This is a genomic window from Streptomyces sp. NBC_01304 (assembly GCF_035975855.1).
Classification (GTDB): domain Bacteria; phylum Actinomycetota; class Actinomycetes; order Streptomycetales; family Streptomycetaceae; genus Streptomyces.
Window position 1 is genome coordinate 2,467,940 of the sequence record NZ_CP109055.1, and the last position, 14,820, is coordinate 2,482,759.

17 protein-coding genes are annotated in these 14,820 nt (G+C 72.2%); 6 read left to right on the forward strand and 11 right to left on the reverse strand.

Going from position 1 to position 14,820, the window contains the following annotated elements; translation table 11 throughout:
• Positions 1-137: 137 nt before the first annotated feature.
• Positions 138-653 carry an O-acetyl-ADP-ribose deacetylase gene (locus tag OG430_RS10765; protein WP_327352224.1) on the reverse strand — a complete coding sequence of 172 codons (516 nt, stop codon included), beginning with the start codon at positions 651-653 and terminating at the stop codon, positions 138-140.
• 217 nt (positions 654-870) lie between these two features.
• Here OG430_RS10765 and OG430_RS10770 point away from each other — a divergent pair, with 217 nt between their 5' ends.
• The 4 genes from OG430_RS10770 (at position 871) to OG430_RS10785 (ending at position 3,044) form a co-directional block, all read left to right on the forward strand.
• A complete protein-coding gene (locus tag OG430_RS10770) occupies positions 871-1,317 on the forward strand; it encodes a hypothetical protein (protein WP_327352225.1) in 447 nt (148 codons plus the stop codon).
• Between the two features lie 47 nt (positions 1,318-1,364).
• Positions 1,365-2,144, forward strand: a complete 780-nt coding sequence (locus OG430_RS10775; protein ID WP_327359042.1) for a transcriptional regulator — start codon at positions 1,365-1,367, stop codon at positions 2,142-2,144.
• A gap of 76 nt (positions 2,145-2,220) precedes the next feature.
• Entirely contained in the window at positions 2,221-2,619 is a 399-nt protein-coding gene (locus tag OG430_RS10780) for a roadblock/LC7 domain-containing protein (protein WP_327352226.1), read from the forward strand.
• A 50-nt stretch (positions 2,620-2,669) separates the two neighbouring features.
• Positions 2,670-3,044, forward strand: a complete 375-nt coding sequence (locus OG430_RS10785; protein ID WP_327352227.1) for a hypothetical protein — start codon at positions 2,670-2,672, stop codon at positions 3,042-3,044.
• Positions 3,045-3,186: 142 nt separating this feature from the next.
• On the opposite strand, the gene OG430_RS10790 is transcribed toward OG430_RS10785, so the two are convergent.
• The 4 genes from OG430_RS10790 to OG430_RS10805 all read right to left on the reverse strand — a co-directional run bounded on the left by OG430_RS10790 (position 3,187) and on the right by OG430_RS10805 (position 6,613).
• Positions 3,187-3,618 (reverse strand): hypothetical protein, encoded by a 432-nt coding sequence (locus OG430_RS10790; RefSeq protein WP_327352228.1) that lies wholly within the window; start codon positions 3,616-3,618, stop codon positions 3,187-3,189.
• Positions 3,619-3,623: 5 nt separating this feature from the next.
• On the reverse strand, positions 3,624-3,971 hold the full coding sequence (locus OG430_RS10795) for a roadblock/LC7 domain-containing protein (RefSeq protein WP_327352229.1): 348 nt from the start codon (positions 3,969-3,971) through the stop codon (positions 3,624-3,626).
• A 57-nt stretch (positions 3,972-4,028) separates the two neighbouring features.
• Positions 4,029-4,856: a MarR family transcriptional regulator gene (locus tag OG430_RS10800; protein ID WP_327352230.1), complete on the reverse strand. Its 828-nt coding sequence runs from the start codon at positions 4,854-4,856 to the stop codon at positions 4,029-4,031.
• A 341-nt stretch (positions 4,857-5,197) separates the two neighbouring features.
• Positions 5,198-6,613: a phytoene desaturase family protein gene (locus OG430_RS10805; protein ID WP_327359043.1), complete on the reverse strand. Its 1,416-nt coding sequence runs from the start codon at positions 6,611-6,613 to the stop codon at positions 5,198-5,200.
• A gap of 95 nt (positions 6,614-6,708) precedes the next feature.
• Between OG430_RS10805 and OG430_RS10810 the strand changes: the two genes are divergently transcribed.
• A complete protein-coding gene (locus tag OG430_RS10810) occupies positions 6,709-7,413 on the forward strand; it encodes a hypothetical protein (RefSeq protein ID WP_327352231.1) in 705 nt (234 codons plus the stop codon).
• Here the strand turns inward: OG430_RS10810 and OG430_RS10815 are convergent.
• From OG430_RS10815 to OG430_RS10825, 3 genes are all read right to left on the reverse strand, one after another.
• Positions 7,349-8,206 (reverse strand): inositol monophosphatase family protein, encoded by an 858-nt coding sequence (locus tag OG430_RS10815; RefSeq protein WP_327352232.1) that lies wholly within the window; start codon positions 8,204-8,206, stop codon positions 7,349-7,351. The two genes, OG430_RS10810 and OG430_RS10815, sit on opposite strands and share 65 nt — an antisense overlap.
• 139 nt (positions 8,207-8,345) lie before the next feature.
• Positions 8,346-10,148, reverse strand: coding sequence for a gamma-glutamyltransferase family protein (locus tag OG430_RS10820; RefSeq protein ID WP_327352233.1), 1,803 nt, complete (start codon positions 10,146-10,148; stop codon positions 8,346-8,348).
• 87 nt (positions 10,149-10,235) lie between these two features.
• Entirely contained in the window at positions 10,236-10,949 is a 714-nt protein-coding gene (locus OG430_RS10825; RefSeq protein WP_327352234.1) for a M15 family metallopeptidase, read from the reverse strand.
• A gap of 159 nt (positions 10,950-11,108) precedes the next feature.
• Between OG430_RS10825 and OG430_RS10830 the strand changes: the two genes are divergently transcribed.
• Complete coding sequence (locus OG430_RS10830; RefSeq protein WP_327352235.1) at positions 11,109-12,173, forward strand: lipoate--protein ligase family protein; 1,065 nt, start codon at positions 11,109-11,111, stop codon at positions 12,171-12,173.
• Between the two features lie 12 nt (positions 12,174-12,185).
• On the opposite strand, the gene OG430_RS10835 is transcribed toward OG430_RS10830, so the two are convergent.
• The 3 genes from OG430_RS10835 to OG430_RS10845 form a co-directional block, all read right to left on the reverse strand.
• Positions 12,186-12,740 (reverse strand): Uma2 family endonuclease, encoded by a 555-nt coding sequence (locus OG430_RS10835; RefSeq protein ID WP_327352236.1) that lies wholly within the window; start codon positions 12,738-12,740, stop codon positions 12,186-12,188.
• 88 nt (positions 12,741-12,828) lie between these two features.
• Positions 12,829-13,506, reverse strand: a complete 678-nt coding sequence (locus OG430_RS10840) for a response regulator transcription factor (protein ID WP_327352237.1) — start codon at positions 13,504-13,506, stop codon at positions 12,829-12,831.
• Complete coding sequence (locus OG430_RS10845; RefSeq protein ID WP_327352238.1) at positions 13,503-14,741, reverse strand: sensor histidine kinase; 1,239 nt, start codon at positions 14,739-14,741, stop codon at positions 13,503-13,505. Before OG430_RS10845 ends, OG430_RS10840 begins: the two co-directional genes overlap by 4 nt.
• Positions 14,742-14,820: the final 79 nt, after the last annotated feature.

Consider the following 14,820-nt stretch of genomic DNA (forward strand, 5'->3'; position numbering starts at 1 on the left):
GGGGGATGGCTGGCGAGAATCCGACATCAACCTCGGGGCGCGGTGGCGGGGCTGGGCGAGGTCCGCGCAGAGCGCGAACACCTCGGGGCCGCGCGAGGTGCACGCCGACCGCGGCGCCTCGGGCCCCGGCGTGGGGCCTACGCGAGATCCGCGCAAGCCGCGAAGGCCTCGTACGCCCGCTCGTCGAAGAGCACGAACCCCACCTCCTCGACCTCCGTACGCGCGCCGCGCACCGTGTCCAGCGCGACCCGGGCGGCCTCGTCGAGCGGCCAGCGGTACACCCCGGTGGAGATCGCCGGGAAGGCGACCGTGCGCGCCCCCAACTCGTCGGCCACGCGCAGGGATTCGCGGTAGCAGGAGGCGAGCCGCTCCGGGTCGCTGCCGGGGCCCTGCCATACCGGGCCGACCGTGTGGATCACCCATCGCGCGTCGAGCCGCCCCGCCGTGGTGGCCACGGCGCGACCGGTGGGCAGGCCCTTGCCGTAGTGGCCGGCGCGCAGCTTGCGGCAGGCGGCGAGGATCTCGGGGCCGCCGCGCCGGTGGATGGCTCCGTCCACGCCTCCGCCGCCCAGGAGGGACGAGTTGGCGGCGTTGACGAGCGCGTCGGCGGACTGCTCGGTGATGTCGCCCCGGACGAGGGTGATGGTCGTCATCCCGGCATCGTACAAACCCTTCCGCTTGCCTCTTTTGAGCGATACAAGTCACGGAAACAGGACAGGAGCCGCGCCGGATGGAGCGCGGGACTGTCGAACTTGGGCAAGTTCCTCTGGAATGTGCCACTCCCCTATTCCGGCCACCATGCCTGCATAGCCTCCTCGTCACCCCGGCGCGAGATGTGCGCCAACCGGCGGTGCAGGGAGGGGATTTCGGGTGCCCGGGATCGATGTGAGTCTGCTCGAAGCGATCAGCGTGCCCGGCGCGCGGGGCGCCGCGCTGGTCGACTGGACCTGCGGCTTCGCCCTGCACTGTGCCGGTGAGTCGCCCGGCGGGGACCCCGAGACGGCTGCCGCGCGGACGGCGGAGCTGGCCAGGCTGGTGATGGAGTCCGGCGCGTTCGATCCGGGCGGTGCCCGGATACCCGCCGGTCCGGAAGCCCCCGAGCGCACGGACGATGCCCCCGACGCGGACGCGGACCCCGCGTACCCGGTCGAGGACCTGATCATCACCACCCGCGACGGCTACCACCTCATACGCTTCGTCGAAGGCACCCTCGACAGCAGCGTGTTCCTGCACCTGTGGCTGGACCGCGACGCCGGCAATCTCGCGCTCGCCCGGCTGCGCCTGCAGGACCTGACCAGACGGCTGGTCCTGCAGTGAGAACCACGTCGCCCGCGGCGGCGACCACCCTGCCCGTCCGCTCCACCATGCTGCTGCGCCTGGCCGCGGAGCGCGCCACCGGAGCGCTGCAGCGGGAGCCGGGCACGCTCCATCTCGTCGACGGGCAGGTGGTGCACGCCGAGAGCCCGCGCTCCCCCGGCCTCGACACCCTCCTGATCGCGCAGGGCCGCCTCTCGCAGGCGGACTGGGACGAGGCACGGGCCGGCGCCGGCGATCCGCACCGCGCGGCCGAGCACCTGGTCAAGAACGGCCGGCTGTCCCTCGGGGAGCTCGAACTGTGCCGTCTGAGCGCGCTGTTCGACGCCGCGTACTTCGCACTGGCCCCGCACGGCGGGCCGACCCGGTTCCGGCACGGCACGGCCCGCGCCGGCGACCGGCCGTGGTCCGTCGCCGTGCAGCGGGTCATCGGTGAATCGCTGCGCCGCAGACGGCTGTTGGACGGCCTGTGGCCGGGCCCGCACCTCGACGACCGGCCGCTGGTGCGCCGCCCACCGGCGGCCGGACAGTGCGTCCCCGGGCGACTGCGCGCCGTCCTGGCGCTGGCCGACGGATCGCGTACGCCCACCGACATCGCCGGCGCACTGGGCAGGCCTGCCTTCCACGTGCTCCTCGAGGTGCGGCGCCTCGCCGTCGCCGGGCTGATCGACCCCTGTCTGCCGCCCGATCCCCCGACCGGCCGCGGCGATCCCCCCAGCCGGTCGCTGACGGCCCGCCCCCGGGCGCCGGACCTCGTGCCGGACGACGTGTACGCCCCCGACATCGCCCTGCTGCGGCGTGTCCGCGACGCCCTGGAGGCCCGTCTTTGAAGCCGCAATCGACCGCCGGGTCCGGGGCTCCCCCATGAGACGCACGATCCGGCGCCGAGCCGAAAGGAGACAAGTCATGGCGGCAGAGGCCGAGTTGACCGGTGAGCTCGGGCGACTGCGGGCCTGTGTGCCGCAGGTGACCGGCGCGCTCGTCGTGGGCGACGGCGGTCGGGTACTGGCCGAGAGCGTCACCGGCGCCCCCGCGGGCCGCCTCGGCGCCCGCACCTCGGAGGTGCTCGGGGCGGCCCTGCGGCTGGCCGACGTCGCCGGTCAGGGCGTCGTCGACGAGTTCCTGATGCGCGGCGAGCACGGCTGGGTGGTCGTCTGCACCGCCGGCTCCAGCGCCGTCCTCGCGCTTGTGACAGAGCCCTGGACCAACGTCGGCCGGCTCCGCTTGGAGGCTCGCCGGTCCAGCGCCCGTATCGGCGTGCTGATCGACGGCGCGCTCGAACGACTGGAGAACACCCCACCATGAATCCTCCCTCCCCCCGCTCCCCGAACAAACGAAGAGGAAGTGCGACGCCCATGATCAATACCGAGACCGCCCTCAAGGAAGCAATGACCGGCATCGAGGGCACCCTGGGTGCGGCCCTCGTCGACTACAGCAGCGGAATGGCCCTCGGCACGCTGGGCGGCAGCAAGGACCTCGATCTGTCCGTGGCGGCGGCCGGCAACACCGATGTGGTCCGCGCCAAGGTGCGCACCATGGAGATGCTCGGCCTCAAGGACGAGATCGAGGACATCCTGATCACCCTGGGCGGCCAGTACCACCTGATCCGGCTCCTGAAGTCCCGCAACAACAGCGGCCTGTTCCTGTATCTGGCCCTGGACAAGGAGCGCGCCAACCTCGCCATGGCCCGGCACCAGCTCAAGCGCATCGAAAGCGAGCTGGACGTCTAGTTCTCGCGTGAGGTGAACCCTGGCACGGGGTGAGCCCACACGGGCTGAGCCCCCACAGGAAGCGGCGCCGTGCCCGGATGCACGGCGCCGCCTTCATGTGGGGCTCGTTGTGGGGCCGGAGCCGGTCCGGCGGTCCGTGGGCTCACAGTCCCACGTACTCCTTCACCACCCTTCGCGCCTGCGCGAACAGCATGCCGACGTTCACCGAGTTGCGGCAGACCACCACCGCCACCACGTCCTGCCGGTCGTTCATCCGGATGAAGAGATGGGTCAAGTGATCGCTGTTCACCAGGATTTCCTGGAAGTAGTGCTGATCGCTGGTGACGCCCCTGCGCTCCTTGAAGACGTCCTCGATCATCACCACCGTGCGCCCCTGGAACATGTCGAGCGTCGCCCCTGCCAGCAGGTCGAGCACCTCCGGCGGGTGGCTGTCCACGGTCTCGTAGGAGAGCAGCATGCCGGTCGACATGTCGACGACACCGCAGGCCACACAGTCCGGGGTCTCCGTCCGCAACGCCTTGCACAGGGCCATGCACTGGTCCGAGAAGTTCTGGGGCATCCTCTTGGTCGCCATTCCTTTCACGCTCCGTCCGTCAGCAGGGAGCCGATGCGCTTCAGCACCGGCTGGGACTCCTGGTGCAGCCGGTCGAGGTCGAGTCCCTCGTCGCCCACGATCACCATCAGCGCCGTGTCCCCCACCGCGTACACGGCGGCGCAGCCATGGCTGCCGTAGGTCACCACCCGGCGCAGGGTGCCGCGGTCGGTGGCGGACGTGGTACGCCGGGCGAGACCGAGCCCCGCCGCGGCGATGGCTGCCAGGCCGTCGGGGTCGATGGCCGCGCCGGTGTCCGCCTCTATAAGGAGTCCGTCGACGGCCGACACCAAGGTGTCGGTTATCCCCGTCGACTGTTCGCGTAACGTTCTCATTTCCGCGGACAATTTCTTGTGATCCAATCCAGGACCCCCCTTGCATTGGTGCGGGATTCATTTTCCAAAACCCGTCGGGCGCAGTCGCCCGCCGAGCCGGAATATTCCCTTCCAGCTCGCCGTGGAGTTTTCCTCGGCGAGAGTTTCAGAGGGGCCGCCGGCGCCGGGACTACGGCGCGGCAGCCCGCTGGCGGTGACGTCCGGGGCGGGCTCTTCCTGCCGTACGCGGCGGCGCAGGGGCAGCGCGTCGGCAGGGGCCGGCGAGTCGGCGGGGGCGCCCTCGCGGGCGGATGCCGCCTCGCGGGCGGGTGCCCGCACCAGGAACCCCTCGGCGAGCAGCCGGGACGCCCCGACGGTCACGGTGTAGACGCCGCGGCCTGCCTGGAACGCGATGTCACGCGGGGTGCGGCGGCCGTCGGCCAGGCCGAGGATCTCCCGTTGCACGCCCGGCAGCCGGTCCGGCAGGGCGTCCGGGCGAGGTCCGGGGAGGAGCGGGTCGGTGTCGGGCCGCACGGGGTGCGGGAGTCGTGCGAGCGCTTCGAGTCGGCGGACCGCTTCCCGGACCAGGGGCAGGGGTCGTTCGGCCGGACCGTCGGGCGTGGGCGGGCCGCCGTCCTGGGCCCGTGGGACGCATTCGTCGACCCGGGTGACGCATTCGTCGACCGTCCCCGCGAGCAGGGCGAACACCGCGTCGTACATGGCCATCATCCAGATGACCTGCAGTTCCACCGCGCCGACTCGGCCCAGGGTGATCAGTTCGGCGGCGGGCCGGCGCGTGCCGCGGCTCGCCTCGAGGGCTTCGGCCCAGTCCGCTTCGCTCACCCGCCCGGAGCGCAGCAGCAGCGTTTCGAGCCCGGGGGCGCCGGGGCTCTCGGCGCTAGCCACCCGCCCCTGCCTCAGCCGCAGCGTGCCGCCCGGGTGTCCGAGGACCCGTACCGATCCGGTGAATGCACATTTCTCACACTCGGCCAATATGCGGGACAGCGAAAATATCGCGTCCTGGGCAGGGGAATGAGAGACCGCAGCCATCACTCCCCTTTTCGCCCTCGGCACACTCGCACTGCCGCCCGACCTTCGAGGGGATGTTTTTATCAGTAAGAGGCGGCCATTTCGAAGGGAGGGCGCAAGATGACAGAAAGAGAAATGAGCTGCCCGCCGGGGCCTCAAAAACGATCGGCCGGCCGATCTCCTACTTAAGAGTCACCGCGCGAGGAGAGGATTGCGCGCTATCGGTCGGCGCGCAGCCGGCGCCAGACGGCCTTCGCCGCGTTGTGCCCGGACATGCCGTGCACGCCCGGTCCCGGTGGTGTGGCCGAGGAGCACAGGAACACCGCCGGATGCGGGGTGTTGTACGGGAACAGCGACAGCTTGGGGCGGAGCATCAGCTGCAGTCCCGACGCGGCACCGCAGGCGATGTCGCCGCCCACGTAGTTGGCGTTGCGCACGGCCAGTTCGGCCGGGCCCGCGACGGCGCGGGCGAGGACACGGTCGCGGAAGCCGGGCGCGAAGCGCTCCAGCTGCCGCTCGATGGCATCGGTCAGATCGCCCTGCCAGCCGTTCGGCACATGTCCGTACGCCCAGAAGACGTGCTTGCCCTCGGGCGCGCGGGACGGGTCGACGAGGCTGGGCTGCACCGTGATCAGGAAGGGCTCGTCGGGCGCGTCAGCGGTGCGCGAGGCGATCCGCAGGGCCTCGCCGATCTCCCGGCTGCCCGCGCCGACCTGCACGGTGCCGGCGCGGCGGGCCTCCGGCGCGGTCCAGGGCACGGGCCCGTCCAGCGCGTAGTCGACCTTGAAGACGCTCGCGCCGTACCGGTAGCCCTCGTACGCGCGGCCGAGTCCGGCGATGCGGGCAAGAGCGGTGGGCGACGTGTCGAAGATGTACGCACGCGCGGGCGGCAGATCGTCCAGGCGCTTGACCTCGTAGTCGGTGTGCACGGCGCCGCCGAGGTCTTTCAGATACGCGGCCAACGCGTCCGCGATGGACTGCGAGCCGCCGCGCGCCACCGGCCAGCCGTTCTCGTGCGCGGCCAGCGCGAAGACCAGCCCCACCGCGCTCGTCGCGGGCCCGCCAAGGGGCGCGATGACATGGCCGACCAGGCCCGCGAACAGGGCCCGCGCCCGGTCGTCCCGGAACCGCTGGCGCAGCAGCCAGCTGGACGGCGGCAGTCCCGCGAGCCCGAACCGGGCGAGCGTCACCGGGTCGCGCGGCAGTGCGGTCAGCGGCAGCGACATGAAGTCCCGTACGAGCGTGTCCCACTTGCCGAGGAAGGGCGCCACCAGCCTGCGGTACGCGCCCGCGTCGCGCGGCCCGAAGGACAGTGCCGTCTCGGCCACGGACCGGGACAGCACGGCGGCCGTACCGTCCAGGAACGGGTGGGCCATGGGGAGTTGGGCGTGCAGCCACTCAAGCCCGTACCGCTCCAAGGGCAGGTCCTTGAAGGCGGGCGAGCCGATGCCCAGCGGGTGGGCGGCCGCGCACGGGTCGTGCCGGAAGCCGGGCAGGGTGAGCTCTTCGGTGCGGGCCCCGCCGCCGACGGTGCTCTTGGCCTCGAAGACCGCCACCGAGAAGCCCCGGCGGGCCAGCTCGACGGCAGCGGTCAGCCCATTGGGTCCCGCCCCCACGACGACGGCATCGAGCATCGACGGCACCTTCGGACTCCTTTGTCAGCCGATGGCCACTCCCGCACAGGATATGCCGGGGCACCGACAGGCCCGCCGGAGGTAGCCTCAACCCGATGTTGCACCGATTCCGCTCCCATGACGCCGAGGGCGACACCGGCGGCACATACGACTGGTTCGAGGTCGGCGAGGACGGGCTCGTGGTGCGCCAGGCCTCGTTCGCGGGGGCGGTCGAGCCGCCGCGGCTCCCGGATCTGCTCGCGGCGGGACCGGGTTCCCTCGGCGAGGAGTTCGCCGGATCGGCCGGCGGGGCCGTCGTGGCGGCCTCCCGCACGGAACTCGACTGGTCGCGCGGCCAGTTGGGCCCGCTCGGGGTGCGGCTCTACGAGGCCGACCTCGGCACACTCGTGGAAGGGCCCGTCGATGCCGCGGAATACGGCGCGGAGCCGGTCACCGAGGCCGAGTTCACGCGGGCGTGGCGACGCGCCCGCCGCGACCGGACCTTCACCCGCGTCGACACCGGGCCGCTGCCGGCCGGCAGCCGCCTGACAGGCACCGTCACCGCGTGGCCGTGGGGCTTCGGCGTCACCGGGCTCTTCGTCGACCTGGGCCTGCCGATCCACGGCTTCGTGGACATGGGCGCGCTGCTGCCGCCGCAGGGCTGGCCGCCCGTCGGCACTCGGACGGAGTTCGAGGTCATCGCCGTGCGCCTCGACCTCGACCCGGACGGCGGGCCGCCGCGCGGCCATCCCCAGGTCAGGCTCCGCGTGACAGGAGCCCCACCACCCGGTCGACCGTGGCCGAGTCTCGCCCCGCGCTGAACGGCAGCGCATTGCCGCCCTCGATCCGGAAGGGCTCGCCCGCGATCGTCCGGTGCGTGCCGCCCGTCTCCGTCACCAGGAGCAGGCCGGCCGCGTGGTCCCACGCGTTCTCCCAGGAGAAGGCGACCGCGTCCAACTCGCCCTTGGCGATGGCCAGATACTCCAGCCCGGCCGAGCCGCACGGCCGTGCGTGCACGCCTTCGGCGTTCAGGCCGAGCAGGGCCTGCTTCTGCTCCGGGGTGGTGTAGTCCGGGTGGGACGAGGCCACCGCGAGGGGCTGGCCCGGCCGCGGTGCGCCGGGCGTGAGCAGCTCGCCGTCCAGGCGCGCTCCCCGGCCGCGTACCGCCACGGCCATCTCGTCCAGAGCAGGGGCGAACGTCCACGAGGCGAGCAGCTCGCCGCGGTGCGCGAGGGCGACCAGGGTGCAGAAGCCGGGGTCGCCGTGCACGAACTGACGGGTGCCGTCGACCGGGTCGACGATCCACACGGGAGCGTCCTCACGCAGCGCGCCGTAGCTCGACGGGTCGGCGTGCACCGCCTCCTCGCCGACCACGACCGAGCCGGGCAGCAGCGCGGTGAGGGCGGCCGTGAGGTGTTCCTCGGCCCGGCGGTCGGCGACGGTCACCAGGTCGTGCGGGCCGTTCTTCTCGACGATCTCGTGCTCGGCGAGCTGCCGGAAGCGCGGCATGATCTCGGCGGCGGCCGCCTTGCGGACCGCCTCCTCGACGGCGCCCAGGCCGCTGTCGAGGAAGCCTGCGAGAGCTTCGAGCGTTCCTTCGGGGTCTTCGATCATGTGTCCATCCCACCATGGACCACTGACAATCCCTATTCGGTCGGTATACGTCCGGTGGAATCGCCGCGAACAGTGCGGCGCGCATCGGTATGCCGCGAACCTCTGTATCCGGCGAGCACCGGTACGGCGGGCCCGCGCCTCAGCGGCCGACCGCGTATCCCTGCATCCCGCGCGGGTTCGCGGCCGCGGACAGCACCCCGGTCGCCGGATCGCGGGCGACGGCGCACAGCCGCCCCTCGGACCAGGGATGCGCCGCGGTGACCTGGTGGCCGCGGCCGCGCAGGCCCTCGATGACGTCGGCGCCGATGCGGGACTCGACGGTGACATGGCCGGGCAGCATGCCGCGCGGGTAGAAGGAGCTGGGCACGTGGTCGGTGTGCCAGTTGGGGGCGTCGACGGCGCCCTGCAGGTCGTAGCCGCCGCGCACGGGCTCACGCAGGGCGACGGCGAGGAAGAAGTTCAGCTGCCACTGGTCCTGCTGGTCGCCGCCGGGCGTACCGAAGGCCAGCACCGGCACTCCGTCGCGCAGCGCGAGCGACGGGGTGAGGGTGGTGCGCGGACGCCGGCCCGGGGTCAGCGAGCCCGGCAGGCCGGGCTCCAGCCAGGTCATCTGCAGCCGGGTGCCGAGTGGGAAGCCGAGCTCGGGCACGACCGGGTTGGACTGCAGCCAGCCGCCGCTCGGGGTCGCCGCGATCATGTTGCCCCAGCGGTCGACGACGTCGAGGTGGCAGGTGTCGCCGCGGGTCGCGCCGTAGTGCGAGACGGTCGGCTCGCCCGCGCCCGCGTTCACGCCCATCGGGTCGAAGGCCTGCGCCCCGGTGGCGACGTCGCGCGCGTGGCGGGAGATTCGGGGCGTGCGCCCGCCGGGAGTGCCGGGCCGCAGTTCGTACGACGCCTTCGCCCCGATCGACGCCCGCCGCTCGGCGTTGTACTCGGGCGAGAGGAGTTCGGTGAGGGGCACCTCACTCGCGTCCCCGTACCAGGCCTCACGGTCGGCCATGGCGAGTTTGCAGCCCTCCACAAGGAGGTGGACGTATTCGGTGGATCCGTACGCGGGCAACTCGTCCGGCAGCAGGGCGAGTTGCTGCAGCAGGACCGGGCCCTGGCTCCAGCCGCCCGCCTTGCACAGGGTCCAGCCGTTCCAGTCGTACGTCGCCGGCGCCTCGTACGACGCCGAGAAGCGGGCGAGATCGGCTCTGGTGAGGGTGCCGGTGTGGCGGGTGCCGCTGGTGTCCATGGTGGGCCGCTCGGACTGCCGCACGAGCGCCTCGGCGATGAAGCCCTCGCGCCAGACGGCGCGGGCCCGGTCGATCTCCGCCTCCCTGCCGCCCTCGCCGGCCGCCTCCTTGAGGAGGCGGCGCCAGGTCGCGGCGAGCGCGGGGTTGCGGAAGAGGGTGCCGGGGGCCGGGGGCCTGCCGCCGGGCAGATAGACCTCGGCGGAGCTGATCCACTCCGTCTCGAAGAGTTCGCGCACCGTCTCGACGGTCTCGCCGAACCGCTCCACCGGCGGATGCCCGTCCTCCGCGTACCCGATGGCATACCGCAGCACCTCGGCCAGGGTCTTGGTGCCGTGGTCCCGCAGGAGGAGCATCCACGCGTCGAAGGCGCCGGGCACGGCGGCCGCCAACGGGCCGGTGCCGGGGACGAGTTCGAGGCCGAGTTCCCCTTCGTAGTGGGCGATCGTCGCGCCTGCGGGAGCGGGGCCCTGGCCGCACAGGACGCGCGGTTCCGAGGTGCCGGCCGGGGCCAGGATGATCGGGACCTCGCCCGCCGGGCCGTTCAGGTGCGGCTCCACGACATGGAGGACGAAGCCCGCGGCCACGGCGGCGTCGAAGGCGTTGCCGCCGTCCTCCAGGACGGCCATCGCGGACTGCGAGGCGAGCCAGTGGGTGGAGGAGACCATGCCGAAGGTGCCCTGGAGGGTGGGGCGGGTGGTGAACATGGGAGTGATTGTTTCCCCCGCCCCACGCGGGGATCAATGGCTGGTCAGGGATCCATGGCTGTTGCACGATCCACAGCCGTCACGGGATCACCGGCCGTTCGCCGAGAAGTGCTGATAGTCGGGGTTGGACCAGCGCGCGCCCCAGCTCCAGCCAACCTGGCGGAACGCCTTGGTGAGGGCACTGCCCGAGTGGATCATGCCGGGCCGGTGGTGGCGCCGGTTCAGATAGCGGGCGCCTGCCGCCGGATAGACCCGGCCGCTCCAGTCGACGTACGGGTTCTCCAGGGTATTGATGTCGATGGCGTCGCCGTACGAGTGCTGCGAGAGCGAGCCCGGATTCCCGGTCACACCACGGCAGTTGAAGGCCGAGGTGTTGTCGTCGGCCATGGCACGCGGGTCGCTCCCGCCGTATACGGCCATGACCTGCATCTTGCGGATCGGGAACTTCGCCTCGAACGCCTTCCGGAAGACGTACGTCACGTCCTTGACCACCCGGTCGCGCAGCACCAGTTCCCCGGTGTGGACCTTGCCGTCGAAGCCCCAGTGGCTCAGGCGGACCAGCCGCAGCCGGCCCCGTGGGACCGGGCAGCCGGGACGCCAGGTGCGGCCGAACTTCGCGGCGGGGACGTAGCCGACGCGGCTCACGAACCTGGGCGGACCCTTCGCCAAGGTCACCGCGGCGACGGTCTTCGCCGGGGCCGGCTTCGCGGCGACCGGCTCGGGTGCGGCGGCGGCCGGGGAGCCGGACCGCGCGGGCGAGGCCGCAGCCGGGGGCGGAGCGGACGGCGGAGTCGGCGGCACGGACGGGGTCGAGGGGGGCGACGGAGGCGGGGTCGGGGCGGCATGAGCGGGGCACGGGGAGGCGGCGAGGGCCAGGACGATCGCTGGACCTACAAACCGACGTACGATTTGCACCGGTTCACACTAAAAGCTGGATGCCCAAGGCCGGAGGAAGACACGGTGCACGGTGAGTACAAGATCCCCGGCGGCAAGCTCGTCGTCGTCGACCTGGACGTCGATGCGGGCGCGCTGCGGCACGTACGCGTCGCGGGGGACTTCTTCCTGGAGCCCGACGAGGCGTTCCTGACCCTCAGTCACGCCCTGGAGGGCGCGCCCGCCGACACCGATGCGGCGGGCCTCGCGGCGCGCATCGACGCGGCACTGCCCGAGGGCACCGTGATGTACGGGCTGACCTCGGAGGGCGTGGGTGTGGCGGTACGTCGCGCGCTCGCCCACGCCACCGACTGGACCGACTACGACTGGCAGCTCGTCCACGACGGGCCGCAGCCCCCCGCCCTGCACATGGCGCTGGACGAGGTGATCACGGCGGAGGTGGCCGCGGGCCGCCGCCCGCCCACGCTGCGGGTGTGGGAATGGGCCGCGCCCGCCGTCGTCATCGGCTCGTTCCAGTCCCTGGTCAACGAGGTCGACGCGGAGGGCGCGCAGCGGCACGGGATCGAGGTGGTGCGCAGGATCTCGGGCGGCGGCGCGATGTTCATCGAGCCGGGCAACACCATCACGTACTCGCTCTGCGTGCCCGAGGCCCTGGTCTCCGGCCTGTCCTTCGCGGACAGCTACGCCTACCTGGACGACTGGGTGCTCGGCGCGCTCGCCGACATGGGCGTCAAGGCCTGGTACCAGCCGCTCAACGACATCGCCACGGACGCCGGGAAGATCGCCGGGGCGGCCCAGAAGCGGATGGCGGGCCCGGCCGGCCGGCCCGGTGCGGTGCTGCACCACGTGACGATGGCGTACGACATCGACGCCGACAAGATGGTCGAGGTGCTGCGCATCGGACGCGAGAAGCTGTCCGACAAGGGAACGAAGAGCGCGAAGAAGCGGGTCGACCCGCTGCGCCGGCAGACGGGGCTGCCGCGGGAGGCGGTCATCGCGAAGATGATCGAGTCCTTCCGGACCCGGCACGGCCTGAGCGAGGGGCGCGTGACGGAGGAAGAGGCGGCGCGGGCGCGGGAGTTGGCGCAGGCGAAGTTCAGTACGGCGGAGTGGACGGCTCGGGTTCCCTAGCCGGTGCGCGGGTCAGAACTCGGAGGTGTCGAGGTCGAGGCGGAAGGGTTCCGGGAGGGTCACCGGTGTCCCAAAGGGGTACGGGCCCTCAACCCGTGTATATCCGAGCTCGCCCGGTACGGCGAACAAGGTGCAGGCCCGTTCCTGTCGGTCGACGAGGAGGTACAAGGGCGCTCGGTACTCGGCATAGCGGCGGCGCTTGACCGTTCGGTCGGTATCGGCAGTGCCCTCCGACGTGATCTCGACGATCAGCCGGGTCTGTGCCGGCACCAGCTCTGCTCCGCCCTTTGCTGCTTCGTTCGCCACGACGGCCAGGTCGGGCACGTACCAATTACTCGTTCCGGGCAGATCCAAGTCACCTGAACCTGCCAGGCAGCCGATGCGGTCGAGAACCGGTCTCAGCTGTTCTCGGATCAGGTGGCCGACGCTCTCGTGATCCCATGACGGCAGGACGGGGCGGATCCTTCCCTCGACGATCTCCACCCGGTCGGCGTCGATATGCCGGATCGCGTACTTCAGGGCCGCCTCCGGGTCGTTCACCGCATACGGATGCTGCTGACTGCTCATCGACTCCCCGTCCCACAGGATGACTTCGGCATGGCCAACACCACCCTCCAGGGCGCTCCACGACCCGGTCCGGCGCTACGCTGCCGCGTCACCCCATCCGGTGATCCGCACCCCTGGCCGTCACCAGCCCCGACTCATACGCGAACACCACCAGCTGCGCCCGGTCCCGCGCCCCCAGTTTCGTCATGGCCCGGCTCACGTGGGTCTTCGCCGTGAACGGGCTGATCACCATGTGTGCGGCGATCTCCTCGTTGCTCAGGCCGCGCGCGGCGAGCGCGGTGACCTCCGATTCCCTTCTGGTGAGGTGTTCCAGGCCCGGCGCGGTGGCCCGGTCCGGCGGGCGTGCCACGAACTCGCCGATGAGGCGGCGGGTGACCGCGGGCGAGAGCAGCGCGTCGCCGCCCGCCACGACCTCGATGGCCTGCAGCAGGTCCGCCGGCTCGGTGTCCTTGAGGAGGAACCCGCTGGCGCCGGCCCGCAGCGCCTCGAAGACGTACTCGTCCACGCCGTAGTTGGTGAGGATGACGACGCGCACGGAGGCGAGGGCGGGGTCCGCCGCGATGTGCCGGGTCGCCTCGATGCCCGTCATCACCGGCATCTGTACGTCGACCAGGGCGATGTCCGGCACCTGCGCGCGCACCAGGGCGAGGCCCTGCTCGCCGTCGGCCGCCTCGCCCACGACCTCGATGCCGTCCTCGGCTTCGAGCAGGGCGCGGAAGCCCGCCCGCATGAGGGCCTGGTCGTCGACGAGGGCGACGCGGATCACTTGACCTCCAACGTGCTTGCGTAGAGCGGGAGTCGGGCGTGCACGGCAAAGCCGCCCTCGGGGCGGGGGCCGGTGTGCAGGGTGCCGCCGAGCGCGGTGACGCGTTCGCGCATGCCGGTGAGGCCGGTGCCGGGGGTCACGGGCGAGTCCGGGACGGCCCGGCCGTCGTCGTCCACGCGTACGTCCAGCGCCTTCGCCTCTGCCGCCAGGGTGACGGTGACCTCGGTGGGGCTCGCGTGGCGGGCCGCGTTGGTGAGGGCTTCCTGGACGATGCGGTACGCCACGTGGTGGACGTCGTCCGGGAGTTGGAGGTCGGCCGCCGCGGTCAGCCGCACCGCGAGCCCGGCCGACCTGGCGCGCTCCACCAGCTCGTCGATGCGCCCCGCGGGGGCGGGCTCGCGCAACACGTCGAGGGTGGCGCGCAGTTCGCGCATGGCCTCGCCGCTCGCCTCCTGGATGGCGAGCAGGGCGGGCGGTACGTCGTCGCCGCGCTTGCGGGCGAGGTGCACGGCGACGCCCGCCTGCAGCTTGACGATGGAGATGCTGTGCGTGAGCGAGTCGTGCAACTCCCTTGCGATGCGCAGGCGTTCCTCGCCCGCCCGGCGCAGCGCGACCTCCTCGCGGGTGCGTTCGGCGTCGAGGGCGCGTTGCTCGGTCTGGCGCAGATAGGCCTGCCAGTTCTTGTCGGCGAGGCCGGTGACCAGGGCACAGAGGAACCAGCCGGTCAGGAGCAGGGTCTGCCCGACCGCGCCCCCTGCCGCCAGGTACACGGCGAGGAATCCCCCGCTCGCGAGGGCGGCGAGCCCTCGGCGCCCGGCCCGGGCCGCGGTGTGGGCGGCGCCCACCACCGGGACGGCGGCGACCGTGCCGGGGTGTGCGTGCAGCACATATGCGGCCAGGGCGAGGGTGGCGGCGGCCAGCACGACGCGGGGTGCGCTGCGATGGAAGGCGAGCGGGAGACACCCGGTCGCGATCAGGACGTAGTCCAGCGGGCCCGCGTCGCCGAACGCGGCGGCGGTCAGTACGAGCGCGCCGACGACAGCGGCGACCACGACGTCGAACACGCGCTCCCGCTTGGCGGCGATGCGGCGCGTGTCGGTCAGCGGGGCTTCGGCCCGGGGCGCGGCTTGCGTGACGGGCTCAGCGGCGACGCCTGATCCGGCGCCGGAGGCTGAGCCGGAACCGTCTTCGACGGGCGGGACCTTTGACCGCCCCGCTTCCCCCACATCACCCATATCGCCCACCGCCCCGGCACTCCACTCACCCGCGACACCCCCGACCCAGCCACCCTCAACTACGAATCCATCACCCGCA

What these genes read in the sequence shown, in the direction of transcription:
- OG430_RS10765 (WP_327352224.1), bottom strand. Translation starts at nt 653, where the DNA reads ATGACGACCATCACCCTCGTCCGGGGCGACATCACCGAGCAGTCCGCC.
- OG430_RS10775 (WP_327359042.1), top strand. Translation starts at nt 1,365, where the DNA reads ATGCTGCTGCGCCTGGCCGCGGAGCGCGCCACCGGAGCGCTGCAGCGG.
- OG430_RS10780 (WP_327352226.1), top strand. Translation starts at nt 2,221, where the DNA reads ATGGCGGCAGAGGCCGAGTTGACCGGTGAGCTCGGGCGACTGCGGGCC.
- OG430_RS10785 (WP_327352227.1), top strand. Translation starts at nt 2,670, where the DNA reads ATGATCAATACCGAGACCGCCCTCAAGGAAGCAATGACCGGCATCGAG.
- OG430_RS10790 (WP_327352228.1), bottom strand. Translation starts at nt 3,618, where the DNA reads ATGGCGACCAAGAGGATGCCCCAGAACTTCTCGGACCAGTGCATGGCC.
- OG430_RS10795 (WP_327352229.1), bottom strand. Translation starts at nt 3,971, where the DNA reads ATGAGAACGTTACGCGAACAGTCGACGGGGATAACCGACACCTTGGTG.
- OG430_RS10805 (WP_327359043.1), bottom strand. Translation starts at nt 6,613, where the DNA reads ATGCTCGATGCCGTCGTCGTGGGGGCGGGACCCAATGGGCTGACCGCT.
- OG430_RS10810 (WP_327352231.1), top strand. Translation starts at nt 6,709, where the DNA reads ATGTTGCACCGATTCCGCTCCCATGACGCCGAGGGCGACACCGGCGGC.
- OG430_RS10815 (WP_327352232.1), bottom strand. Translation starts at nt 8,206, where the DNA reads ATGATCGAAGACCCCGAAGGAACGCTCGAAGCTCTCGCAGGCTTCCTC.
- OG430_RS10820 (WP_327352233.1), bottom strand. Translation starts at nt 10,148, where the DNA reads ATGTTCACCACCCGCCCCACCCTCCAGGGCACCTTCGGCATGGTCTCC.
- OG430_RS10835 (WP_327352236.1), bottom strand. Translation starts at nt 12,740, where the DNA reads ATGAGCAGTCAGCAGCATCCGTATGCGGTGAACGACCCGGAGGCGGCC.
- OG430_RS10845 (WP_327352238.1), bottom strand. Translation starts at nt 14,741, where the DNA reads ATGGGTGATGTGGGGGAAGCGGGGCGGTCAAAGGTCCCGCCCGTCGAA.